The following is a 23,530-nucleotide window of genomic DNA, read 5'->3' as shown; positions in this document are numbered from 1 at the left end:
TACGTTCACATGCCTCACCCTTTTTTGTTCTGGAAGTCGGTTTGCAATGAAGTCCTATTGTTGCATCGCCCGGTAGTCTCCTGGTGTCACACCGCTCTCCTGCTTGAACACTTTGTAAAAATGAGCCTGGCTCTTATAGCCAATCGCATTTGCCACTTGCTCTAACGGAAGATGAGGGAGTTCTCTCAGGAGCACTTTGCCTTTCTCAATCCGAATGCTCCGCAAATACTGAACGAAGGTCTGATCCGTCTCCTTCTTTAATAGACTGCATACGTAACTCGGGTGAAGGTCCAAGTATTCAGCGACGTCTTCGAGAGAAATATCCCGCATATAGTTGCTTTGGATAAAGTTCTTAAACCTCCGGATATTGTAATTGCTCTCCGGGTTATCATCTTTGGCAGACTTCTGATTATGGTTCTCCTCGTGCAGCGAGTTCCGCTCCTCAACAATCTCCATCGACAATCGAGTTAAGAGGTTGGACAGCTCCAGGTGATCCACCGGTTTCAGCAAATAATCTTTGACCTGAAGTCGGATCGCCTTCCGAGCATATTCAAAGGTTTCATAGCCAGTCAAAATCACAAAACGAGCCGCCGCCTGTTTCTCCGAAACCGACAGAATCAAATCCAGTCCGTCCAACTCCGGCATTTGGATATCTGTAATCAGAAGATCCGGTTGGAACTCTTCCGCGATCCGCAACGCTTCCACACTGTCGCTAACCCCCACAATATCCGTGAATGGCGTCTTCATTTTACGAATCAGATGCTGCATGCCTTTGACAATAATAGCCTCATCGTCCACGATCATCAGCTTAAGCATGACGTCCTCCTTCATGTCCAAGAAAGGTCGTTATCGTCGTACCTTGCCCTTCGATGCTTTGTATCTTAAGCCCGGCTTCATTTCCATAAAAAGCTTTCAGCCGCTCGTTCACGTTATGCAAGCCAATTCCACCGGAAGAAGAGATTTGGTTGACGGCTAAAACGCCCTCCAACACTTCACGAATGCGAGACAACCGCTCTGCCGGGATACCTGTTCCGTTGTCAGATATGTTTAACATCACACCGGCTGCCTGCTCGATCATTTCCAACCGCAGGTTTGCGGGCCCTCTGAGGTTTTTGAACCCGTGGAGAAGGCTGTTTTCAACTAACGGCTGGAGAATGAACCTTGGGCAAGGAAGCTGAAGCGCTTCCTCATCAATCCTAAAATCAATTTGGAGCTTATCCCCCATCCTCACTTTATGGATATCCAGATAATGTCGAACGTTTTCCAGTTCCTCTCCTAAGGTGCTGACGTCCTTCGTTTTGGACAAGCTGTACCTGAGAAGCTTTTCCAGCTTTTGACCGATGTCCGCAACCTCATGATCATCGTTCAGCGTAGCCAGCATACACATCGTTTCCAGCGTGTTGTACAGGAAATGGGGATTGATTTGGGCTTGCAGCATTTTGATCTCCGCTTCCTTCTTGAGCAATTCGGTTTGCGCTACCATCTGTGTCAATTCATCCACCCGGCCGATCATCAAGTTGTAGGAAGAAATTAAGAATCCGATTTCATCCGCCCCCCCTTCCCCGGGGTATAAGGCTTTCTTAGGATCCTCCACTCTTCTCAAGTGGCGGGAGAACCGGACAATTCGCAAAGTAATGGACGATGCAATCGTAAAATAGACCAAGGATAACACGGTAAGCAGGAGGATCCCTATACCAAGCGAAAATCCGGTCGTCTTCCAAAAATCCAAAGCGTCCCGCACATCGTAAACCTTCACCACCGTCAGGTTAAAACGTTCAATTTTCGCTGCACCTATCAAGTACCGATGATTCTTTGTGAATAAGGTAGCCATGCCGGCTTGCGGCAGCTTCTTGAGAATCTCCCTTTTCTCCCGCTCATTCAGCTTGTTATCCGGCTCTTCATACAGCAGATTCCCGCTGTCATCCACAACGATCTTCGATGCGTCTTCCGGGCTCTGCTGGGCATCGAAGAACTGTTTAAAAAGTCCGTCGTTTAACGAGATTTGCAAGATGCCGATGGAACGAGTGTAGCTGTTATTGTACATCTTGTGAAAATAACGGATCGCGGGCAGCACGTTTGGCGAATCCGACTTCTCGTATGCCCAAAGCCCCTTGTTAGGAGCAAGCCGCTGGACGTCTGCAGCCTGCGGTGAATCCATAAATCTGGCGATATCCTGAACTTCAGGGGATAGAATCGGAAGATCCGGATTCGCTTTATACATGGTGATTTTGTCGATAAGCTGATTGGAAATGTAGGCAAAGGAAAAGGTGGGACTGATCTCCCGCTTGTACCTGTACGCCTCCGCCCAATCGGTTGCGCTGAATCCTCCCAAATACTCCGTCAGGCTGGTGTTGTTTTGAAAAAGAGCATACATCGCTTCGATTTTCGTCAGATCAACCTCCAAATTTCGGTATGCCTGCTCTAACATCTGTGATTTGCCGCTTTTCAAGTGATCCAGCTGATTATTGTACATTTGTCTATAAAAGATCAATCCAAATACGGCAAACGGAATACAGATCAGCAGGATATAGCCGATAAACAATTTGTGGACCAGGCGCAGGTTGCGCAGGCGTGCTGTAATCGGTTGCAAAATAGAGTTCATGAACTTCTCACCTTCGGCTTCCAATTTCATTATAAAAGTGCCTGAATTATACCGATACTTTCGATTTCTTATGTTTGACTCCTCATTTTTAAGGGCTCTTGTTTTTGGGCTATAAAAACAAAATAACCCGTGCACGCACGGGTTATAAATCATCACATTATCTCAAAGCAAAGTCACCTTTTGAAAAGTGTTATCCTTCATCGTTCTTACGACTCGAATATTCTTGATATTCGTGGGATGCCCGAGAACGGTTTTAAACACCCAATAGGGTTGTAAAGTTTCGATTTCGACTTCTTCCCCAAGCTCTGTTTTAATGAGTTGGATAAAGTCTCCCATATTTGGAGCTTGTCCGACTTCTTTAAAGAAGGAGATCTGTCGGAAGGTTCGCTCCCCAGATAATGAGGTGATTTCTAGGGTTGTGGAATATTTATCCTTTGACGTGATTTCATTGTCTTGTCCCTTGTGCTCTGCCATTTTACTTAATTCCCTCTCCACAAAATATTTATTATATGAATTATATCGACAGAGGGAAAAAATAAATTATCTCTTTCTTTCATTTCTTAAGATTTGTTCACACTTTTTTTATCTCTATTTTGATGTCACCGGCAAGATGCCTCCTGCAAAAGGAGAAAGGATAAGCCCGGCAGCCAAAACAGATGAGCAAATCTGGCAAACACTCAAGAAGCGAACAAACTGCTTCGCCTTTATCAAAAAATCGCGGTTGCCGAAGGCGCAGGAACCGGAGCTGGCGGTCTTGTGCTGAATGCGGTGGATTTTCCGGCATTCATTGCGATTAAAATGAAGTTTCTGTTCGAATTGGCCCATGTCTACGGGTATGACACGAAGGTGTTTTCCGAACGCGTATCGCTTGCGTAAACTAAATGATCAGACGAGTTAACCCTCACTCCGCCCCTACAACCGGATGCGGTACGTATGGTTCTTCAAGATAGGCCATTTCCTCCGCGCTGAGTTTGACCGATAACGCCCCAACTGCATCTTCCAGATGCGATAGTTTTGTAGCGCCCACGATGGGTGCTGCGACCTGTTCCTTCTGCAACAGCCAAGCCAGCGCGATATGTACGCGAGGAACACCGCGTTTCTCCGCCACTTCTGCCACACGCTCAATAATAAAACGATCCGCCGCTGCGGTGGGATCGTACTTGGATTTTTGAATCGCATCGGTTTCCGAGCGATGGGTGGTGACCGATGCATCGCGAATCAAGCGGCCGGAAGCGAGCGGACTATAAGGCGTTACGGCGAGGTTTTGGTCTTTGCAGAGCGGCAGCATCTCCCTCTCCTCTTCCCGATAAATCAAGTTGTAGTGGTTTTGCATGGAAACAAACCGGGTCCATCCGTTCTTCTCAGCGACATACTGGGCCTTCTGGAATTGCCAGGCGTACATTGCAGAAGCACCGATATACCGGGCTTTCCCCGCTTTCACCACGTCGTGCAGCGCCTCCATCGTTTCCTCGATAGGCGTGTTGTAATCCCAACGATGGATGATATAAAGGTCCACGTAATCGGTCCCCAGCCGCTTCAGGCTCTTGTCAATTTCGCTCAATATCGCTTTCCGCGATAATCCGGCTCCGTTGGGACCGGGATGCATGCGTCCCCACACCTTGGTTGCAAGCACGATTTCGTCCCGGTTCGCGATCTCTTTAAGAATTCGTCCCGTGATCGCTTCGCTGGTCCCGGCTGCATAGACGTTGGCTGTATCAAAGAAGTTGATGCCCAGCTCAAGCGCTCTTTGAATGATTGGGCGGGCCTTATCCTCATTCAGCACCCAGGAATGCCATCCTGGTACCACTTCGCCAAAGCTCATGCAGCCGAGGCAAATTCGCGAGACGTCCAATCCGGTATTCCCTAGCTTCACATAATCCATCGTTCATTCCTCCATGCGATGAAGTCTGATCCTCTTTATTATCTCTCAAAGAAAAAGACGTCCGCAATTCAAATCTCTTGCAAACGTCTAATTCGGTTGCGCTTTAGAGTACGGTGTCGTCCACCCCGTCCAGCCACGCTTCGATGCTTCCGATCACCGAAGTGACGCAGCCGTCTTCAAACGGTGAAATCAAGCCGGACGTTTGGACCAGCTCCGTGAAGGATTGGCTGCCGCCTTGCTGGCATAAGCGCAAGTAGTCGGCCCACGCCGCTTCGCGGTCTTCATGCATCTTCTTCCAGAACTGAAACGCGCAAATCTGTGCCAAGGTATAATCGATATAATAAAACGGCGAATTGAAGATATGCCCCTGTTTGTGCCAGTATCCGCCCCGTTCCAAATAGGCGTTATCCGCATAGTTCCGGTAAGGCACGTACTTGCGTTCAATCTCCCGCCAAGCTTGCTTGCGTTCCGCCGGCGTCGCCTCCGGATGCTCATAGACGTAATGCTGGAATTCATCCACCGCCACGCCGTAAGGAATGAAGATGACTGCACTAGCTAAGTGATCAAAGCGGTATTTATCGGCCTGTTCTTCAAAGAACAAATCCATCCAAGGCCAGGTGAAAAATTCCATGCTCATCGAATGAATTTCACAGGCTTCCAGCGTCGGGAATTGATACTCCGGCACCTCGTAGCCCCGGCTTTCATACATTTGAAATGCATGCCCTGCTTCATGTGTCAGCACATCGATATCGCCGGACGTCCCGTTGAAATTTGAGAAAATAAACGGCGCCTTGTAATCGCTGATAAAGGTACAGTACCCGCCAGCCTGTTTACCTTGTTTGGACACGAGATCCATCAATCCATTTTCCGTCATGAAGGTGAAGAATTCATTCGTTTCCCGAGACAGCTCGCGATACATCTTCGCCCCGTTCTTCACAACCCAGTCGGAATCGCCTTTCGGTACCGCGTTTCCGGATTTGAAAGCAAAGCTCTCATCATAGTACAGCAGCTGGTCCACGCCGATCCGCTGCTTTTGCCGCTCCTTCAGCTTCGTGGTCACAGGCACAATATGCTTGAGAACCTGGCTTCGGAAGTTCGCTACCTTCTCGGCATCGTAATCCGTCCGCGACAGGCGGGCATAACCGAGCTCCACGAAGTTGCGGAATCCAAGCTTCTTGGCGATCTTGGTCCGCACTTGGACCAACTCGTCATAGATCCGGTCAAGCTCATCTTCATGCTCGGCCAAAAAACCGTACGCCGCTTCGGCCGCACGCTTGCGAACCCCCCGATCCGTCGATTGCTGGAACGGTATGAGCTGGGACAAGTTGTGGTCCTCGCCTTCAAACGGAATTTTTGCGGAGGCGATCAGCTTGGCGTATTCCGTGGTCAGTTTGTTTTCCCGCTGCAGATCCTCGATGACGTCCGGGCTAAACGTCTTTAACGACAGCTCGGCAAGCCGGAACAGCTGATGTCCCCATTTTTTCTCCAGCTGGCCGCGGAATTTCGAATGAACTAAAGCCCGGTAGTAGTCTGTAATCGATTCCTGCACAACCGGGCCCACTTCATCATAGAAGTCCTGTTCCGCTTTATAAAACTCGTCGTTTGTATTGATCGTATGCCGGACGCTGGCGATCTCCTGCATTGTATCGAAGCCGCTTCTAAGTTGATTGATTTCCCGCATGATCCGGACTTGCTCTTCATAAGAATCCGCACTTGTAAATGCCTGAAGAAGCTCCTTAAATCTCTGTTGGAAAGCTTGGACATCGGGCCGTTCATATCGGTATTCGCTAAATTTCATGGCATACACCTGCCTTTTCAAAGATTAGATAAATTTGGAATTAAAAAGAATACGAACATTATACTAAATCCTCTTTCGGGATCGCAATCACGACACGATTTGTTAGCTGTGCACACCACGGTAGGTTTATCCAGTTTTCTTGGTTCGAAGGTAACCGTCGACCTTGGCTTTCATCGATTGGATGGTCGTTTTCCGGTATTGGATTGCAAGCCGAAGTACCTTCAGCTGCTGTGTACGGGATAATTGCTTGAACCGAGGCTCTTGTCGCAAAAATTTACGGATGATGGACCAGCTGCTCGCGGATGTCCGATCCCGTTGAACACGCAGACTTCATAGGGCAAATTGGGTTTGCGAAAATAATGGATCAACGATTCTACGCGCTCGGAGGTTTTACCTTGGTCCACCAAGCATGGAGCCACTGTATTTTTCGTATGCTTTCTCAAAAATTCGTAATGGTGATTTCCGCTAACGATGATGTATCCTCCGTGCTTCCGGCTTTTGCGGACAACCATCAGATGCATGCAATCCTGCGCGGCCTTTCGAAGCGACTTGATTCGCTGGGTAAGTTGAACAGAGATGCCGGGTCTAAGCTTGTTAAGAGGGATATATTGCACCGTAAATCTCATGGAGCCACCCCTTTCCGATGAACTTAACTATATGTATATGCCTCATCTGCCCAGCTTGCATCCTTAGCCTGAAAAAAGCGGTTTGAGACTGATGACGCTCCCCTATTCTCCCTGAGAGGGATTCCACCGCCCTCCTCGATTCCTTTCATATAGCCGGGAAGCATCCAATAGCTTTCTTTGTCGTCATCATATAGGGGTCATTGGATCTTGGGTTGGACAGCGTCATATCAGTGTAGATCCAATCCAGGAGTTCTTTTATCATTGGCCTAAAAACTTCTGCATCGCTTTCTGGATCGAAATGTTGCTCGCCCAACCGATCGCTCGATTCGTTATGAAAACAATGCATGTCAAACAAGCTGCCAAAGCTGCGCAGTTAGATAACGTCGAGGCGTAGAAAGCTACAATAATTAACAAAAAACAAGGCAATCCGCTTTTGCGGTTTGCCTTGTTTTTTTATATCCCACCGTTTATTTAAACAAATCCGGATACATTTCTTTCGCCAACTGCTCCATCCCATCAATCGTGTTGTAGCCATAGCCAAACATATAGTTGTAGTCGACCGCGTAGATCTGTTTGTTCTTGATCGCCTTCATGCTGGATAATTTCGGATTGTTATAAAGCGCTTCTTTGAGCGTGTTGGGATCCGATCCGTCATAGGTTCTCCAATCCGGGACGATCAGGACGTCCGGGTCGGCCCCGATCAGCGATTCCACACTTACCTCGTCGCTGGTATTATTTTCGAAGACATTCTTAAGCTTCACCATATGGAACGCATCGTTAAAGAAGGTTTCAGCATGGGCGGCATAGACGCTGACTTCATTTGGATCGCTCATAAATAATAAAGCGAAGGTTTTTTCTTCGGTAATGCCCGCCAGTTTGGAGCTAATGACTTCTTGTCTTGCTTTTAATTCTTGAATAAATTCATTTGCCTTATCCTGCACATTAAAGATTTTCCCTAAATTCTCGATATCCTTGTAGACTGATTCATAGGTTCCTCCGGTAATCGAAGACTCTAAAACATAAGTTTTAATGCCCATATCATTTAATACGTCAACGGTGCCGACACCCCAATCGGCGTTCTCAAATAAACCGCCGCGCCCAAAGACCAGATCCGGATCCGTTCCAAGGGTAACTTCCTTCCCAACGTATCCATCGCTCAAAATATTCAGTTTGTTGTATTCCTCTTCCACCGATGGATCCGGTGCACCGAAGTTTGCTCCGACCCCAACAATTTTATCGCCTAACCCTAAATGCAACAGCAATTCAGCGGCTGGTCTTGTATTTGCCATGATCCGTTCAGGCGCTTTGTCGAAGACTTGCTCTTTCTCATCCCACACCGTACCGCCTTCCGCTTTCGCGTAGTTAACGATCGTTACGGGATACTGGCTGGTAGCTGCTTCTTGATTTTGAGCTTGGTTTTGAGTTTGATTTTCAGTTTGATTTTGCGCTGACGCCGTGCCGCTGCTTGTGCTTGTGCTCGTGTTTGCCCCTCCGCAAGCCGTTAATGTCAGCAGGAATGTTAAACTTAAAGCAAGCCATATTTTCTTCTTCATCCTTCGTTCTCCCCTTCTAAATTCCATATGCGAAGCTTAATCCGTTCGTAATCGGATTGATATATGTCTGGCATCTGATGTGATAAAGTGACTCGATAACTTCCGGTGTCAGAACTTCTTCCGGTCTTCCGTGTGCATAAACCTCGCCGTCCTTGATCGCATATAGGTAATCGCAATAATGGGCGGCCATTTCCAAGTCGTGAAGCGCTGCCAACACACCGATCTGCAGCGACTTCACACAGGTTAAGATCTCTAGCTGATAACGAATATCCAAGTGATTCGTAGGTTCATCCAAAATCATGAACTTGGGCTGTTGGGCAATGGTTCTCGCTAAAATAACCCTCTGCTTCTCGCCCCCGGACAAAGACAAATAACTGCGGTTTTTGTATTCGAGCAGATTCGTTCTTCTTAAGGCTTCCTCTACGATTTCATAATCCTCTTGCTTATCGGACTCCAGCAATTTTTTGTGGGGTGTCCGGCCCAACATCACCATTTGTTGCACCGTTAGATCAAAATGCATCTCATTAAATTGACCGACCACGCCTAATTGTTGCGACACCTTTTTTTCTGAAGTCTTTAATACATCCATATCATTCAGAAAAACGGTGCCGTTCTGCGGGACCAAGCTCTTGTAGATGCTTTTTAGCAACGTCGATTTTCCGCATCCATTGGGGCCGATCAGTCCAACAAACTGCTTGTTTTTGACGTGGATCGAAACATTTTTGACGATTTCTCTTTTTCCGATCTTGATCTCCAAGTGTTTCGCGGTCAATTCCATGCTTTAACCTCCGAAATTGTAGCCTTTTTTCACGATCATATAGATAAATAAGGGCGACCCAATCACCGAAGTAATGATCCCGATGGGTAATTCGACGTTATGGATGAGCGTTCTGGACAAAATGTCCGACCAGATCAGGAACAGTCCGCCTAGAAGCAGGGTTCCAGGCATCAATCGCTTGTGGTCTGCGCCAAATAGACCTCGGGTGATATGCGGGATGATCAGACCTACGAATCCGATCATCCCAGCGTAAGCCACCATCGTACCGGTAATTAGCGCGGTCAAGACCATGTACAATTTGCGAAAAATGCTTAAGTTAATCCCCAGGGTAATCGCGGATTCATCGCCTAACAGCATCGTGTTCAGCACGCGATGTTGAAATAGAAACAGCCCGCACCCTAGAATCACAATCACCGCCAGGATCGGTGTTTTGTCCCAACTGGAGGAAGCCAAACTGCCCATCGCCCAGAAGGTCACGGATTTAATTCCCTCTGCATCGTTGGCGAAATAGATGATCAAGCTGGAGAAGGAGCTGCACAAAGCGCCGAGGACAACCCCGGATAACACGAGCTTCACCGATGTTGCTTTGCCTCCAATGCTGGATAGAATCAGCACGGCGATCGACGCGATCATCGCGCCAACAAAGGCACCAAAAGCTACGCCGAACTGGGACAATAGCGCACCGCTTCCGAACCCGATCAGTATGGCGAAGGTGGCTCCAAGCGAAGCGCCGGACGAGATGCCAAGTATGTATGGATCCGCGAGCGGGTTTTGCACCACGGCCTGCATGACGGCTCCGCACAATGCGAGTCCCATGCCGATAAGAAGAGCAAAGATGACACGAGGCATCCTAACTTGCAGAATAATGTTCAGGTAGGATTGGTTATCGATATGCTCCAGCGACCCCCATCGACCGTGTGACAAGAAGTTCAGCATAATGGTTATCGCTTGTTTAAATGGAATATGGACTTGACCAATGGATACGGAATAAACCGCGGATACCCCAATCAGTACGATTAATAGGAGGATTAAGAGGTAATAGAGACTCCCCATTTTTTGATTCGCGGCTGTAGTATTCAGAATTTCACCTCCCATAAAACGATGATCATGATAATGAGAATCATTATCATAGATATGATAATAAGACATTGTTCATAAAATTACAATCCGAAATTTGAAAATTTTTTAAATAAAAAAACCGCGATGAACGCGGTTGAAAGTATGTTATAGTTGTACCTGTTTGGTCGCAATCCGCTCGCAAAACTCGCGATCATGCTCAACAAACAATATCGTAGGCTCATAGGTTAGCAGCAAATCTTCGATCTGCATACGCGAGATCACGTCAATGAAATTCAGCGGTTCGTCCCATACCAGCAAATGCGCTTTTTCGCAGAGGCTTTTCGCGATAAGCACCTTTTTCTTCTGGCCCCCGCTGTAATCCGCGATATCCTTCTCAAACTGCAATCTGGAGAAATCCAATTTCCGCAAAATCGCTTTAAACAAACTTTCATCAATGTCATGCTCTCTGGCAAAATCGGTTAAATTCCCATGCAGCCAAGAGGTTTGCTGAGACACATAAGAGATTTTCAATTGGCTCCCTTGACGTACCGTGCCGGTATAGCGGATATCCTCCCCGCAAAGCAGCTTCAGAATGCTTGACTTTCCCGAGCCGTTACGGCCCATCAGCACGATCCGGTCGCCTAGTTCGATCGTAAAGCTGATATCGCGGCACACCTGCTTCTCGCCGTAGTGGATCGAAACGCGGTCAAATTCGGCAAGCTGCGTTTTATGGTAAGGCAGCTGGGCGATTTTTAAGCTTTCTGAGGCTTCAATGTTCTTGAGCAGCTTCGACTTTTCCTCGATCGCGTTCTGTTGTCGTTGCTCGATCGATTTGGAGCGCTGCATCATCTTGGCCGCTTTATGACCGATGTAGCCCTTATCCACTTTGGAGCCGGAATTTCGTGTGCCGTTTTTCGTACTTTCCACCTTATGCGACCAGTTGCTCGTCCGCTTCGCCGCTTCCGACAGGCGTTTAATGTCTTTCTGCAGCCTTTCGTTTTCGGCTAACTCATAGTTGTCCTGGCGCCTTTTATTTTCCCACCAATCGGAGAAATTGCCCTTCTGAATCTCAATGTTTGTCTTGTTGATGGACAGGATGTGATCCACGCAGCGATCCAAAAAGGCGCGATCATGAGAAACCAGGATAAACCCGTTCTTGCGGTTTAAATAATCACCCACGAGCTCTCTGGCTTCCATGTCCAAATGGTTCGTTGGTTCATCGATCAGCAGGAAGTGATTCTCTTTCAGAAATAAGGCGGCAAGCATTACCTTGGTCTGCTCCCCGTTCGACAAAGACTCGAAAGGACGGTACAGCACATCATCGGACACCTGCAGTAAAGAAAGCTCACGCATGAGCTCCCACAACTCATAGACCGGAACAATTTCCTCTACAACATCCAGCGTATTCTTCTCCGGATGCTTGACCTCAAACGGGAAGTAATCGAAGCTGACATCCGCGGAAATTTGTCCGCTGTATTCGTATTTGCCGAGCAGCAAATTCAGGAAGGTCGTCTTCCCCCGTCCGTTCCGGCCGGTAAAGCCCAGCCTCCAATCGGTATCGATGCGAAAGCTCACATCCTCGAAAATGTTATCGTAACTGCCTTCATAGGCAAACGTTAGATGGTTCACATGAATTAATGACATGAACAACATCCCTCCTGCATAAAAAAATGGGCTGCAAGAAAGATACCTTTCCTGCAGCCCAAAAATATACAACAAATCCAACCCTGCCGGCGGGGATGGATTTAGAATATATACGATTGGAGTGAAAGGATGAAGTATCTTTCTTGCATAAGAAATAAACCATGCGATTCAAGCTCGCATTACGGTTCCATCTTCTTAGCAAGAAATATCCATCCGTTTCAGCTCCCTCATTTAAGATAGTCGTATTCTAACATACTGCTGACATGAGTGCAAGGCACACCACAGCAATTCAAATCGATCTTAGGATGACATGCTCAAGTTTCCCGGTTAATGATGTAGTGCAGTAAGTGTTTAAGAAAAACCGGAGGTTTCGGGAGCTCCATGAGCGCTTCCATCGCCAGGCAATAATGCTCCCACATCGCTTTGTTTGCCTCAGCCGTCCCCAGTACAGTCACATAGGTGGAACTGCCGTTTTCAATGTCCTTCCCCGTTGGTTTGCCGAGTAAACGCGGATCCCCTTCCCCATCCAGCAGATCGTCTTTGATTTGAAAAGCGATGCCAGTGTGATAAGCAAAATTCTTCAGAACGGCGATTTCCGTCTCGTTAGCCCGAGCCAAAATCGCCGGCGCTACCAAACAGGCTTCAAACGCAATTCCCGTCTTGTAGAAGCAAATCCGGTCGAGCTCCTCTACGGTTAACACCTTGCCTTTGGCGTTTAAGTCCATCGCTTGCCCCATGCAGATCTCCCCGGCCTTCCGGGATAAGTATTGCAGCAGCGCCAGCACGGACTCGTTGTCGAAGCCTTTCAAAGATGCCTGCTCTTCCACCGCCTTCTGGATCAGGAAAATTCCCGTAAGCTCGGCAATGGCGCTGTTATGCACTTCATGCAGCGTTGGCTTGCCACGGCGGGATGGAGAATTGTCTTGAGACGGTAAGTCATCAAAGATCAGAGAGGCGGTATGCATGTATTCGAGCGCCCGGAACAAAGGGGATAACGCAGCCGGATCCAGTCCGTATACCTGCACGCCCATCACCCATGCTAAGATCGGGCGGAGCCGCTTCCCGCTGCCTTCCAAACTGTAATTGGCCGTATTCACCAGGAGGGGATCTTCCGTAATCAAAGACGATGCTGTGCTTGTAATTGGCAATATCGCATCTACATGCTTTCGAGCGGTTTGGACAAGCTCAACAAATGCTTCTTGCTCTTGCCGATTCGCTCGCAACGCCATTAGCAACTGGTCCCGCAGCCATTTGTCGTAGAAATCTACATCCACCGCACGACGAACCAGAAGCTGAATCAGATCCTCCAGCTCCGGATGACCGATCGAAAAAATCGCCAAGACTTCATGAAACCGCTCTACTCCAACCCGTCTTTGATATCGTTTGAGTCCATTGATGGCACGCGCTAAAATGATTTCACGGGTTTGGGGCTCCGAACGGTAGACATGGTGGATCAAATGCGAAATGACCGCCCAATACAATTCAAACGGATTGATCAAATCCGGTCGTTCATGCCGGTAGGTCAAATAATACGTATAAGGCGTGACCGCTCCTGCATCAAGGTCTGCGGCCATGTCCGCAAAGTCGTCAGCCAGCTGATTGTAGAGGCCGTAATAGAATACACGCTGGTCAAACCCCTCATCCTGGGGAGCAGAAATCACGGAACGAACGATCAGCCGCGACGAGGCGGATTTTAAAATAATGGGCAGGTATAACTCTTCATTGGTATAATGCGCATCATGTAATGTTTTGCAGCGATCGGCGTCCTGGGATTCAAAAAAGATATACGATTGCTCGAAAAATACGTCCTGCGTACCCGGATTCTGATAACCGCGGATAAATTCATACGCTTCCCGAAGCTCAGTATGGATATATCGAACCAGCTCTTGATGGCGGCCGCTCCACTCCCCAAGCTCGGGTACAATACCCGTTCGGATCGTCAAGCGAATCATACGGGAATATTGTTCCTGCTCTTCGGCATTTAAGGCTCCGGAATCCAGCAGGTCATCAATAAACGGGTAGGTCAGCCCGTAATAATATCCCAGTTTGATTGCCTCTCCGAGCCGGCGGGAACGCTCCGCAGAGCCTTTGTGGCCCTCCATTTCGTCCATGACGTGCATCACGACGCCCAAGATGATTTTGATGAGCTTGCGCTCGGCTTCCTCGGCATTCATTTCTGGCGGGAGATGGGACCTAACGCCCTTTAACCGCTCCATCACCCAAATCACCGCTTCCTCCACGCCCTCTCGCTGAGCCCAGCGATAGACGGAAGCTAAGCTGATCATCTCTTCCATGATTCCCGTTCCGACCGTTGCTTCATCCGGTGAGACGAGAGACTTCTTCAAACCGCCTGCCATGCGTTGGATCTTGGCACGGGTTCGGGGATCGGACAAATCCTGACCGAGATCCCGCAGATACATATAGGAAACGCTCCGCTCCAAATAATCGTCCAGCTTCCCTGCACGGGCCAGCCATGCGAGAAACCGGGAACCCTCCGATGAATCGGGCGGTTTGGCGCCGCGTCGCCAGATCGGGAGCAATTTCTGACGTGGAAGGTGCTTTTTTTTCCACCATATGAAATCATCGAGCAGTCTGGACACGTAGCTCTTCGAGCGGAGCTGTTCCTGCAACAAGTCCAAGTAACGTGCGGCTTTGCTTTCGGCCCGTTGATACCACCTATCCGCTTGTTCCGTGTTCGCCTTCATTATCGTCATCGTTGCATCCCTCGGCTTATTTTTGTCTTCTTCCAAGACCATTATCTTTTATAATAGTATAAACGACAGAACGTCAAAAACGTGCAATAGTCTGTATCCAACCTAGACTTAAGTCTAGGAATCCTGGAAGTAGGGGGCGAGGGCAGCTACGGGATCACCTATCTCGGCCTTGATCAGTTTGAGAATCGGCCTGTTGTCTTGAAGCAAGTCAGACCCAGCAAAGGCTCATTGGCCCGGCAGCTGTTGGAGAGAGAAGCAAGTATCCTGCAATCCTTGAATCACCCGCAGCTCCCCGCTTTTAAAGAATGGATGATGATCGGCCGCCATCCCTTTTTGATTATGTCCATGGTAGAAGGAACAACGCTGGAGGATTTGATCTTTGAGCAAGGACAACGGTATGGCGAAGTGGATAGTGCCCAAATCACCCTGCAGTTGCTCGAGCTGGTCCCATCCATCAGCAAGGATTCGTTCATCTTGATTTGCGTATTCCAAACATCCTGTTGCATTTTGCTCTACTCTACTTTTGAATCACCCCATTCCGCCACGAACGCCAAGGAGCTAAGCTGGCAGGAAGAGTTGACCCTCTCCCCCTCCCTGATTGAAATCATCGAACGGCTGCTCCAACTGCGGAAGCCCTATTCGGACGCTTTAGATGCCATGGAGGATTTGGGAGTCTTTCTGTCCCAGGCGAGAATAAATTACTTCATTCCGCTACGCATAGCCATCGAAGGCATTACGGCAGCTCGGCTAGACATTACGGTAAGCGCTACAGCAGCAGCCACGGGTACACTCGGCCAATGATGGGACGCTCCTCCTCCGACTACAAGCACCGCCACGGCTACATGGGATCCGGTTATTACAAATCGAGAAGACATAGCTCCAGTTAGCCGGAAACCTGTCTCCCCCTCAACCTTTCAGGGGGATTTTTTTCTCACCCCTTCCCTGACTTCCCGCTGAATGCCAAAAGTTGTAGGTTGTCCCGCTCTACAGTCTTCCCTACAATGTTGTAGGGAAAGGAGGTCACCCAAAATGAACAAATTCCGAGGATTCCTTTTACTCTTTGTGATCGTGCTCTCGGTAGGCCTGTTGGGCGGAGCAGCGCCAACGCAGGCAGCCTCCGGGACGCTGAAGCTGGGCTCCACGAGCGGGGATGTCTGGGATCTTCAATACCGACTGAAGGCGCTGGGCATCTTCAATGAACAACTTACCGGATATTACGGGACAAAAACGCAACAAGCCGTGCGTACGTTCCAGTCGCGTTACGGGCTTCAGGTTGACGGTGTGGCTGGCCCCCAGACTTGGGCGGCGCTGAGAAAATATTCGCTAAATCAAAGCGAAATGGATCTGTTGGCCCGAGTGATTTATAGTGAAGCTCGAGGTGAGCCGTATACCGGACAAGTGGCGGTGGGTGCCGTCGTCATGAATCGGATTCAATCGTCTTTATTCCCTGATACAATCAACGGTGTCGTGTTTCAACCGGGCGCCTTTACTGCGGTCGATGACGGACAAATTTGGCTTACACCGGACCGCACGGCTTATCTAGCTGCACTGGATGCGGTCAGAGGTTGGGATCCGTCCTACGGTTCGCTTTATTATTTCAATCCAAAAACAGCGACAAGCAAATGGATTTGGTCGCGTCCGCAGAAGCTTCAAATCGGCAACCACATCTTCACTAGTTAATGAATCAGAGCTGAAACAGGGTCTTGCGAATTTCGCAAGATCCTGTTCTTTTAAGAAGCACATTCCTAAATGCCCCTGCACTATATATAAAAACTGCACTTATTACAAGTAAAGGGGACAAAGAAGACGATGCCCATTAAAAACGGAAAACAGTACATCGAACGGATCAACCGCAAGCGCATCCGGTTATGGTACAACGGCGAACGCGTTAACGTTCCGTTATCCGAGCACCCTGCCTTTCGAGGTCTGATCCGGACGCAGGCCGCGATGTACGATAAGCAATGCGAGGATGACCTGCGGGACGTCATGACGTATGTGTCACCGACCACCGAGGAGCGCGTTGGCCTTTCATTTTTGCCGCCGACCACTCCCGAAGAGTTAGTTCGCAGAAGGAGGATGTCCGAGATTTGGGCCGGTTTGCATCATGGATTTCTCGGCCGTTCCCCCGACTATATGAACACCGCGTTGATGTCGTTTTATACCGCTGCCTCCATGATGGAGGCTGTCGCGCCGGAGTATGGACAGAATCTGCGTACGTATTACGAGTATTGTCGGGAAAATGACATCACGTTATCCCATGCCTTTGTTCAGCCGATGATCAGCAAAATGTCCGGACCGGTTGATCATGATGAATCCCTGGCCGCCAAGGTGGTAGAGATCCTTCCTGAGGGTCTTGTCGTAAGCGGTGCTTTTCTGATGGCGACCCAGGGACCCACCTGCGAGGAAATCCTCGTCCTCCCCACGCCTTCCTTTATGTTGGGAGACGGGAAGGTGAATCCCAGCGCATTCGCTTTTGCGGTACCAAATGATTTGGAGGGAATGACCTTTATTTGCCGAGAGAGCCACGCGTTTGATTCAAGTTATGATCACCCCCTCTCCAGCCGGTTTGAGGAAATGGACACGATGGTGATCTTTGATCGGGTTCTCGTTCCGCGGGATCGGGTATTTTTCTTCGGCGAAGAGGATTTGTGCGATCGGTTGTTTCATGAAGGGCACTTCCATGCATACGCCGGTCACCAGATCCTCACGCGGTACATTGCGAAGACTGAATTTTTCCTAGGGCTGCTGCAAGCGTTGGCCATGGAGCAGAATGCGGATGGCGAGCCCTCGTTCCTTCATTCAATCGCCAAAATCATGGCAATGCTGGAGAACCTGAAAGCATTGCGTATGGCGGCCGAGACCGGCGGAACCTTCACCGCATCCGGTTACTATGTTCCAGCGCTGGCACCGCTGACCGCCGCGGGTATCCAGTTTCCCGATCTGCATGAGGAAGCGCTGAAGATGATCCGTACGATTAGCGCCAGCCAACTGATCATGAACCCGTTTGGGGCAGACTTCAATTCGGAAAACCAAGCTTACCTCGATACCTATTTGCAGGGAATATCCAGTCTGGCAAAAGATCGCATCGCCCTCTTCAGGCTGGCCTGGGAGCTGGGCGGCAGCGCGTTTGGCGGCAGACAAAACCAGTTTGAACGCTTCTTCTTTGGGAATGGGAAGACGATCGCAAGCCGCATGTATGGCTGCTACGAAAGCCTGGAGCAATACAAGTCGCGAATTTACCAGTTTCTTGGCCTGAGTGAGAAGCACGAAAAATAAAACAATTTCCATGGCATTCGCCCAACCGCCCTCTCCGCATTTGCATATGATGATTGTGCCTATACATTGAAGGGAGCGATCACATATGGGATTTTTTCCATCGCCGGGACCCGGCGGAGGATTTCCGGGAGGGCCTGGCGTACCTGGTGGTCCAGGATTTCCAGGTGGTTTTCCAGGGGGAGGTCCTGGAGGATTCCCAGGTACTCCGGGAGGAGCACCGGGAGGCGTTCAGCCGCCAACCTCTCCACCACCACAATTTGTACCGCAAATGCAAGTCGGCACGTTTGCCATCGATCCGGGCGGAATTAGACGTTGCTTGTTCCGCAACACCTACGTTTGGCTGAACAATGGGGAGCAATTCTGGTTCTTCCCGGTATTCGTCGGGCGGAATTCGATTGCCGGATTCCGGTGGTTTGGTTTCTTCTGGGGATACTTCGGCATCGATTTGAATCGGATTCGCTCATTCACGTGCTTCTAAAGCAGACAGCGAAGGAGATAGCCCACAAACGGCTCTCTTTCGCTTTTGCTTTTCCCTAGCTTGTCCACTTGAAAAAAGGACCTCCATCCCGCACCAACGCGGAAATGGAAGTCCTCATTGTTACGCACCTCACCAGAGCATTTGAACGACCAGGAACAGGTTCAAGCTAACGACCAAAGCGGAGATCATCCACCCCAGCGTTGTGGTCACCCGATGATTCACGAGGCCGCCCATAATTTTGCGGTTCGAGGTGAACAAGATCAAAGGAATCAAGGCAAAGGCAATCCCAAACGACAACACCACTTGGCTCATGACCAGGGCATTCGTCGGGTTCACGCCCGACACGATGATCGCCAGCGGCGGAATGGTGGTAATCGCCCGCCGCACGTACAGGTTAATTCGTTTGTTGATGAACCCCTGCATCACCACATCCCCGGCCATCGTACCCACCGAAGAACTCGAGAGGCCGGCAATCAGCAGTCCCAGTCCGAAAGAAATGGCGGTGAACGGTCCGGCGATCGTTCCGAATTGTTGGAGGGCGACGTCCAGATCTTCAACCACTAGACCATTTTTGAAGAGCAGCCCTGCGGAGACAACGACCATCGCCATATTCACGGCCCCGGCAATCAACATCGCCAACACGATATCGATGAATTCCAGTTTAAAAATTTTCTTCTTCTCGGCCTCATTGCGTCCCACAATCCGGTTTTGTGTTAACGAGGAGTGCAGATAAATCGCGTGAGGCATTACGGTGGCCCCTAAGATACCCGCAGCCAGCAGGACGCTGTCCACTCCGTCAAAGCGAGGAGTCACTAAGCCTGCGCCAACGGCAGCAAAATCCGGATTCGCCGCAATCACTTGAAAGGCAAAGGCCAAAACAACGATCAGCACCATCGCGGCGATTCCCGCCTCCAGTGCGCGATATCCCCGACGCTGCAGCTCCAAGATCGCAAAGGAGCCAATCGCGGTGATCACGGCAGCGGGCAGCATCGGAATGCCAAACAGCAGATAGAGCCCTAACGCCGCCCCGATAAATTCGGCCAGATCCGTAGCGATAATGACCAACTCGCTCTGAATCCACAGGAAGATCGACACGCCCTTCGGAAATCGATCGTGAGCAACCTCGGGCAAATTCTTGCCAGTGGCGATCCCTAGTTTCGCCGATAACGACTGAATCAGCACCGCCATCAAATTCGAAGCGAAAATCACCCATAACAATAGATACCCGTACTTCGATCCTGCGGTGATGTTCGTTGCAAAATTACCGGGATCGATATAAGCAACCGCAGCGATAAACGCAGGTCCAAGAAACGGAAGAAGCCGTTTCAGACCTTTCGTTCTGCCGTCCAATGCGGCATGTGCGGACGTTCTATGATCCAATCCATTGGATGTGACTGGAGTCGTTTGTTGCGCAATACTTTGTTCCATCATGAGAATCCCTCCCTTGCGCTTGCGCCCACTAAAGTTGTCTATATCCATTAAAGTTTCCTCAGTGCAACTTTATAGTTTTAGTATATGCCTCATTTTGAAAAATGTAAATCCATTTTCTTGCGAAATTGCAATCTCTCACAAAAAAACAGACCCGCGATTCGCGGGTCCGTTCTGTTTTTCCGTATAACGATTATTCACCGATCTGAACTTTATAAGCGTCCAACTGCTTTTGCAGCTCGGCCAACACTTTATCGTATCCGGCCTGCTTCAGCTTGTTGCGGAACTCTTCAACCGCCTTCGCCGGGTCTCCGGCTTTCCCCATCACGATGGCCGGACCAAGCTCTCCGGTTACCTGCGAGATCGCGGTCAATTCAGCTTCTACCGGCGTTTTATCAAATACGAAGCGACCGTATACATATGGCTTCTTGATCTTATCGTATTCCGCATACAACGTCTCTTCGATCTGATCCCAGGTCGTTTCGCTGGGAATTTCAAACTTGTCGACACGGCCGCCCCAGAAATCTGAATAAAAGCCGTCTCTTGCGTCATCATAACCTTCAGGACGTGCACGTTTGCCATCTTTGATCACGTATTGTACGCCTTCGATCCCATAGTTGATCAGATGATAAATCTCTTCATTATTGCGAATCAGATCATAGGCCATCAGCGCGCGTTCCGGGTTTTTGCTGTGCGCCCCTACAGATGTACCGCCATGAGTAATCGACAGCTCCATAAGGTTGGTGCCGCGCGTCCGGGAGAATGGGAACATTTGCAGCTCCGAACCAGGTTGTGCTTTATCCATTTCGACGCGAAGTCCAGAGAACGTCTGTGTATGATGCTGATCAAGCCCCGACAAGCCGGCTTTCAGCGCATCGCGGTTGTTGTTCTTGTTGTTCAGGGCGTCTTCACGCCAGAAGCCTTGATCCGCCCATCTTTTCATCATCGTGGCATAATCCAAGAACACGTCCTCGAAGATTGGACTTACAGCAGTAAATCGCTCTTCATAGGATTTAGCCGTAAATACGGGCAAGAAACCGGTCGAAATTGGAAGCTCCAGCTCATCCGTATACGATTGAACAAATCCACCCCAGGTTTGCGTGCCTGACGCTGCGTCCCACGGAATCACATCCGGTTTGTTGTCCTTAATGTACTGCAAGTATTTCTCGATGCCCTCCCAATCCTTGATCGGTTCGGTAATCCCGGCCTCCTTCGCCCAATCGCCGCGGTAGAAGAAACCGTGATTGACCCACTGCGTGTAATCGTTCTCCGGAATCAGGACGATTTTGCCGTTGTATTTACTTTCTTCCCAATCCTCTTCCGGGATAGATTTCCACGTTTCCGGCGCGTATTTCGGCAGGAGTTCATCCAGATTCATGAAGGCGCCGCGCTGCGCATTCCCCCAGGTGTCGAGCCAGTCGGTTCCGATCGTAATCAGATCAATCGGTTCCCCAGAGGCTAACGCCAGATTGTATTTGGTCTGCCAATCCGCCCATTCGATCCATTTCCATTCCAGCTCGGCGTTGATTTTTTCCTTCATGATTTTGTTGACTTCTGCAAGCACCTTTTCGAACTGGCCATTCTTTGGCTTATCCCCCAAAACGAGATAACTGATCTTCACGAACTTGGATGTGTCGATTCCCGTGTCCGTCTCTTGACCGGTGTTCACCGAATTCACCCCATTGTTTGCCGCATCGCTGCCCGCCCCTTTGTTGTTTGAGCCGCCGCCGCAGGACGCCAGCAGCAACACCAGCAGGCTCACCATGACCCAAATTGACGCCTTCTTCCATCGAACCATTCACACAAACCTCCTTCATCTATTTGAAATTGTGAAGCCTTAGCCTTTGACAGCGCCAACCGTGATGCCTTTGATAAAATAGCGCTGCACAAACGGATAAAATAAAATCACCGGGCCCGTCGCCACGATAGCCGTCGCCATCTTCATCGATTCGAGCGGCACATCGCGCAGCTCCACGTTCGAAGCCGCGGCCGAATTTCGGATGAAGTCCGCGCTGGTGATGACGTTATACAGGAACAGCTGCAGCGGGCGGTACTTCATGTCCGGCGATAAGAACAACATGGAGTTGTACCATTCATTCCAATACCCCAGGGCGATAAACAAGCCGATCGTGGCCAAGGCTGGTGTAGTCATAGGTAAGATTAGGCGGATAAAGATGGTGAAATCTCCGGCCCCGTCGATTTTGGCAGATTCCGTGATCGCGTGGGGAATGGAGCGAACGAAGCTTTTCATCATGATGATCAGGAATGGACTAAGCAGACCGGGCAGCAAGACGGCCAAGTAGTTATCCTTCAGGCCCAAATACTGTGTCACCAGCAGGTAAAACGGAACCAGCCCGCCACTGAACAAGGTCGTAAAGTAGATAAAGAAAGAGATGCGATTCCGGTAAGCAAAATCGGGCCGTTGCAGCGCATACCCCGTCATCGCCACCAAGAACAAACCCAGTGCGGTACCGCAGATTGTAATGCCGATGGTCACGAGATAGGAGCCAATGATGAGATCCGGATTTTCGAAGACGATTTTGTAAGCGAAGGTGCTGAATTCCCGGGGCCAGAAATTGAAGCCAAACCGTTTAATCGCCGCTTCCGACGTAAAGGATGTGCCAAGGACCAGCAGGAAGGGCAGCAAACAGCATAAGGCGAAGAAGCCGATAAACAGGTAGCCGACGATTTTGACGATAATGCCGCCTAGATCTGTGCGGATGCTTCGCGTTTCATGAGCGTCATCCATGCCTTGTACCTCCTAAAATAATGAGTTGTCGGGCGAAACCTTCTTGACCAGCCAGTTGGCGGTGATAACCACCACAAATCCAAAGACGGATTGATAGAGGCTGACGGCGCTCCCGATCGAGAAGTTGAAGTTGGTCATGAGGGCGCGGAACACATACGTTTCGATGATATCCGTCGTCGCGTACAGCGCGGTGTTGTTAGCTCCCACCAGGTTGAAGAATAAGCCGAAGTTCCCGCGCAATATCCCGCCAAGCGAAAACAGGAGCAAAATGATAAAGGTGGGCTTCAGCCAAGGGAGCACAATATAACGAATGCGCTGGAATGCGCCGGCCCCGTCGATTTCCGCCGCTTCGACAATTTCGTTATCCAGGCCCATAATGGCGGCGAAATATACGATCGATCCATACCCTGTCGATTGCCATAAGTACGTCAACACAATGATAAACGGCCAGATCGTGGCGTTCGAATACGTCTTCACCGGATCGAATCCCAGCGAAGTCAGGATGCTGTTGAGCAGACCGTAGTCGTAGCTCAGCACGTTGTAAGCGATCAGACCAATCAGGACCGCCGAAATAAAGTGCGGCAGGAACATCAAGGTTTGGGTTAGCTTTTTAAACCATTTGAGACGAAGTTCGTTCAGGAACACCGCAACGGTAATTTGCAAGACGTTCCCCAGCAGGATGAAGGCCAGATTATAAACCACCGTGTTAAAAGTCAGCCGCCACAAATCCCCCGTCATCACAAGGAATCGAAAGTTATCGAACCCCACGAACGGACTCTTAAAAATACCATCCGTGTAGTTGTACTTGATAAAAGCCAGATACAAGCCGGGCATCGGCAAATACGCGAAAATGATAAAGAAGATGATAGCCGGCAGACACATCAGCAACAGCGTTTTGTTGTTCCAAAACCGTTTGAACCACCCCTGCTGGCGCATCCGGTGA

18 protein-coding genes and 1 pseudogene are annotated in these 23,530 nt (G+C 49.6%); 5 read left to right on the top strand and 14 right to left on the bottom strand.

The genetic code is table 11. The features are described 5' to 3' along the window. Positions 1-54 precede the first annotated feature (54 nt). The 3 genes from U9M73_RS06090 to U9M73_RS06080 form a co-directional block, all read right to left on the bottom strand. The gene (locus tag U9M73_RS06090) at positions 55-816 is read right to left on the bottom strand and encodes a response regulator transcription factor (RefSeq protein WP_323076556.1); all 762 of its coding nucleotides are present in this window, start codon (positions 814-816) and stop codon (positions 55-57) included. Beyond that, on the bottom strand, positions 809-2,602 hold the full coding sequence (locus U9M73_RS06085) for a sensor histidine kinase (protein WP_323076555.1): 1,794 nt from the start codon (positions 2,600-2,602) through the stop codon (positions 809-811). Before U9M73_RS06085 ends, U9M73_RS06090 begins: the two co-directional genes overlap by 8 nt. 162 nt (positions 2,603-2,764) lie before the next feature. Continuing rightward, complete coding sequence (locus U9M73_RS06080; protein WP_009223317.1) at positions 2,765-3,076, bottom strand: hypothetical protein; 312 nt, start codon at positions 3,074-3,076, stop codon at positions 2,765-2,767. A gap of 195 nt (positions 3,077-3,271) precedes the next feature. On the opposite strand from U9M73_RS06080, the pseudogene U9M73_RS06075 reads away from it, so the two are divergent. Further along, positions 3,272-3,466 (top strand): annotated as a pseudogene (locus tag U9M73_RS06075) (EcsC family protein); the annotation flags it as partial. 37 nt (positions 3,467-3,503) lie between these two features. Here the strand turns inward: U9M73_RS06075 and U9M73_RS06070 are convergent. The 7 genes from U9M73_RS06070 to U9M73_RS06040 form a co-directional block, all read right to left on the bottom strand. Next, a complete protein-coding gene (locus U9M73_RS06070) occupies positions 3,504-4,484 on the bottom strand; it encodes an aldo/keto reductase (protein ID WP_323076554.1) in 981 nt (326 codons plus the stop codon). Between the two features lie 103 nt (positions 4,485-4,587). Further along, positions 4,588-6,282 (bottom strand): M3 family oligoendopeptidase, encoded by a 1,695-nt coding sequence (locus tag U9M73_RS06065; RefSeq protein WP_323076553.1) that lies wholly within the window; start codon positions 6,280-6,282, stop codon positions 4,588-4,590. A 1,093-nt stretch (positions 6,283-7,375) separates the two neighbouring features. Beyond that, positions 7,376-8,461 carry an ABC transporter substrate-binding protein gene (locus tag U9M73_RS06060; RefSeq protein WP_323076552.1) on the bottom strand — a complete coding sequence of 362 codons (1,086 nt, stop codon included), beginning with the start codon at positions 8,459-8,461 and terminating at the stop codon, positions 7,376-7,378. A gap of 16 nt (positions 8,462-8,477) precedes the next feature. Beyond that, a complete protein-coding gene (locus tag U9M73_RS06055) occupies positions 8,478-9,239 on the bottom strand; it encodes an ABC transporter ATP-binding protein (RefSeq protein ID WP_260070265.1) in 762 nt (253 codons plus the stop codon). Between the two features lie 3 nt (positions 9,240-9,242). Beyond that, entirely contained in the window at positions 9,243-10,334 is a 1,092-nt protein-coding gene (locus U9M73_RS06050) for a FecCD family ABC transporter permease (protein WP_260070264.1), read from the bottom strand. A 129-nt stretch (positions 10,335-10,463) separates the two neighbouring features. Then, a complete protein-coding gene (locus U9M73_RS06045) occupies positions 10,464-11,942 on the bottom strand; it encodes an Lsa family ABC-F type ribosomal protection protein (RefSeq protein ID WP_323076551.1) in 1,479 nt (492 codons plus the stop codon). Positions 11,943-12,256: 314 nt separating this feature from the next. Next, positions 12,257-14,656 (bottom strand): polyprenyl synthetase family protein, encoded by a 2,400-nt coding sequence (locus U9M73_RS06040; protein WP_323076550.1) that lies wholly within the window; start codon positions 14,654-14,656, stop codon positions 12,257-12,259. Between the two features lie 120 nt (positions 14,657-14,776). Between U9M73_RS06040 and U9M73_RS06035 the strand changes: the two genes are divergently transcribed. From U9M73_RS06035 to U9M73_RS06020, 4 genes are all read left to right on the top strand, one after another. Next, positions 14,777-15,457: a protein kinase domain-containing protein gene (locus U9M73_RS06035; RefSeq protein ID WP_323079068.1), complete on the top strand. Its 681-nt coding sequence runs from the start codon at positions 14,777-14,779 to the stop codon at positions 15,455-15,457. A gap of 228 nt (positions 15,458-15,685) precedes the next feature. Beyond that, positions 15,686-16,336, top strand: a complete 651-nt coding sequence (gene sleB, locus U9M73_RS06030) for a spore cortex-lytic enzyme (RefSeq protein WP_036643830.1) — start codon at positions 15,686-15,688, stop codon at positions 16,334-16,336. A gap of 129 nt (positions 16,337-16,465) precedes the next feature. Further along, positions 16,466-17,932, top strand: a complete 1,467-nt coding sequence (locus tag U9M73_RS06025) for a 4-hydroxyphenylacetate 3-hydroxylase family protein (RefSeq protein WP_323076549.1) — start codon at positions 16,466-16,468, stop codon at positions 17,930-17,932. An 85-nt stretch (positions 17,933-18,017) separates the two neighbouring features. After that, positions 18,018-18,410, top strand: coding sequence for a hypothetical protein (locus tag U9M73_RS06020; RefSeq protein ID WP_036643827.1), 393 nt, complete (start codon positions 18,018-18,020; stop codon positions 18,408-18,410). A gap of 129 nt (positions 18,411-18,539) precedes the next feature. Here U9M73_RS06020 and U9M73_RS06015 read toward each other — a convergent pair whose 3' ends face one another. From U9M73_RS06015 to U9M73_RS06000, 4 genes are all read right to left on the bottom strand, one after another. Continuing rightward, positions 18,540-19,841: an Nramp family divalent metal transporter gene (locus U9M73_RS06015; protein WP_323076548.1), complete on the bottom strand. Its 1,302-nt coding sequence runs from the start codon at positions 19,839-19,841 to the stop codon at positions 18,540-18,542. A 190-nt stretch (positions 19,842-20,031) separates the two neighbouring features. After that, positions 20,032-21,636: a DUF3502 domain-containing protein gene (locus U9M73_RS06010; RefSeq protein ID WP_009223303.1), complete on the bottom strand. Its 1,605-nt coding sequence runs from the start codon at positions 21,634-21,636 to the stop codon at positions 20,032-20,034. A 39-nt stretch (positions 21,637-21,675) separates the two neighbouring features. Further along, positions 21,676-22,587: a carbohydrate ABC transporter permease gene (locus tag U9M73_RS06005; RefSeq protein WP_009223302.1), complete on the bottom strand. Its 912-nt coding sequence runs from the start codon at positions 22,585-22,587 to the stop codon at positions 21,676-21,678. Positions 22,588-22,599: 12 nt separating this feature from the next. Next, complete coding sequence (locus U9M73_RS06000) at positions 22,600-23,523, bottom strand: ABC transporter permease (RefSeq protein WP_036644015.1); 924 nt, start codon at positions 23,521-23,523, stop codon at positions 22,600-22,602. Positions 23,524-23,530: the final 7 nt, after the last annotated feature.

This window comes from Paenibacillus phoenicis, assembly GCF_034718895.1.
Classification (GTDB): Bacteria; Bacillota; Bacilli; order Paenibacillales; family Paenibacillaceae; genus Fontibacillus; species Fontibacillus phoenicis.
The sequence above is the reverse complement of the archived record's forward strand: the minus strand, read 5'-3'. Positions and strand labels throughout refer to the sequence as shown.

What these genes read in the sequence shown, in the direction of transcription:
- U9M73_RS06070 (WP_323076554.1), bottom strand. Translation starts at nt 4,484, where the DNA reads ATGGATTATGTGAAGCTAGGGAATACCGGATTGGACGTCTCGCGAATT.
- U9M73_RS06005 (WP_009223302.1), bottom strand. Translation starts at nt 22,587, where the DNA reads ATGGATGACGCTCATGAAACGCGAAGCATCCGCACAGATCTAGGCGGC.
- U9M73_RS06015 (WP_323076548.1), bottom strand. Translation starts at nt 19,841, where the DNA reads ATGATGGAACAAAGTATTGCGCAACAAACGACTCCAGTCACATCCAAT.
- U9M73_RS06045 (WP_323076551.1), bottom strand. Translation starts at nt 11,942, where the DNA reads ATGTCATTAATTCATGTGAACCATCTAACGTTTGCCTATGAAGGCAGT.
- U9M73_RS06050 (WP_260070264.1), bottom strand. Translation starts at nt 10,334, where the DNA reads ATGGGAGGTGAAATTCTGAATACTACAGCCGCGAATCAAAAAATGGGG.
- U9M73_RS06090 (WP_323076556.1), bottom strand. Translation starts at nt 816, where the DNA reads ATGCTTAAGCTGATGATCGTGGACGATGAGGCTATTATTGTCAAAGGC.
- U9M73_RS06040 (WP_323076550.1), bottom strand. Translation starts at nt 14,656, where the DNA reads ATGACGATAATGAAGGCGAACACGGAACAAGCGGATAGGTGGTATCAA.
- U9M73_RS06060 (WP_323076552.1), bottom strand. Translation starts at nt 8,461, where the DNA reads ATGAAGAAGAAAATATGGCTTGCTTTAAGTTTAACATTCCTGCTGACA.
- U9M73_RS06025 (WP_323076549.1), top strand. Translation starts at nt 16,466, where the DNA reads ATGCCCATTAAAAACGGAAAACAGTACATCGAACGGATCAACCGCAAG.
- U9M73_RS06065 (WP_323076553.1), bottom strand. Translation starts at nt 6,282, where the DNA reads ATGAAATTTAGCGAATACCGATATGAACGGCCCGATGTCCAAGCTTTC.
- U9M73_RS06000 (WP_036644015.1), bottom strand. Translation starts at nt 23,523, where the DNA reads ATGCGCCAGCAGGGGTGGTTCAAACGGTTTTGGAACAACAAAACGCTG.
- U9M73_RS06020 (WP_036643827.1), top strand. Translation starts at nt 18,018, where the DNA reads ATGGGATTTTTTCCATCGCCGGGACCCGGCGGAGGATTTCCGGGAGGG.
- U9M73_RS06080 (WP_009223317.1), bottom strand. Translation starts at nt 3,076, where the DNA reads ATGGCAGAGCACAAGGGACAAGACAATGAAATCACGTCAAAGGATAAA.
- U9M73_RS06085 (WP_323076555.1), bottom strand. Translation starts at nt 2,602, where the DNA reads ATGAACTCTATTTTGCAACCGATTACAGCACGCCTGCGCAACCTGCGC.
- U9M73_RS06010 (WP_009223303.1), bottom strand. Translation starts at nt 21,636, where the DNA reads ATGGTTCGATGGAAGAAGGCGTCAATTTGGGTCATGGTGAGCCTGCTG.
- sleB (WP_036643830.1), top strand. Translation starts at nt 15,686, where the DNA reads ATGAACAAATTCCGAGGATTCCTTTTACTCTTTGTGATCGTGCTCTCG.
- U9M73_RS06055 (WP_260070265.1), bottom strand. Translation starts at nt 9,239, where the DNA reads ATGGAATTGACCGCGAAACACTTGGAGATCAAGATCGGAAAAAGAGAA.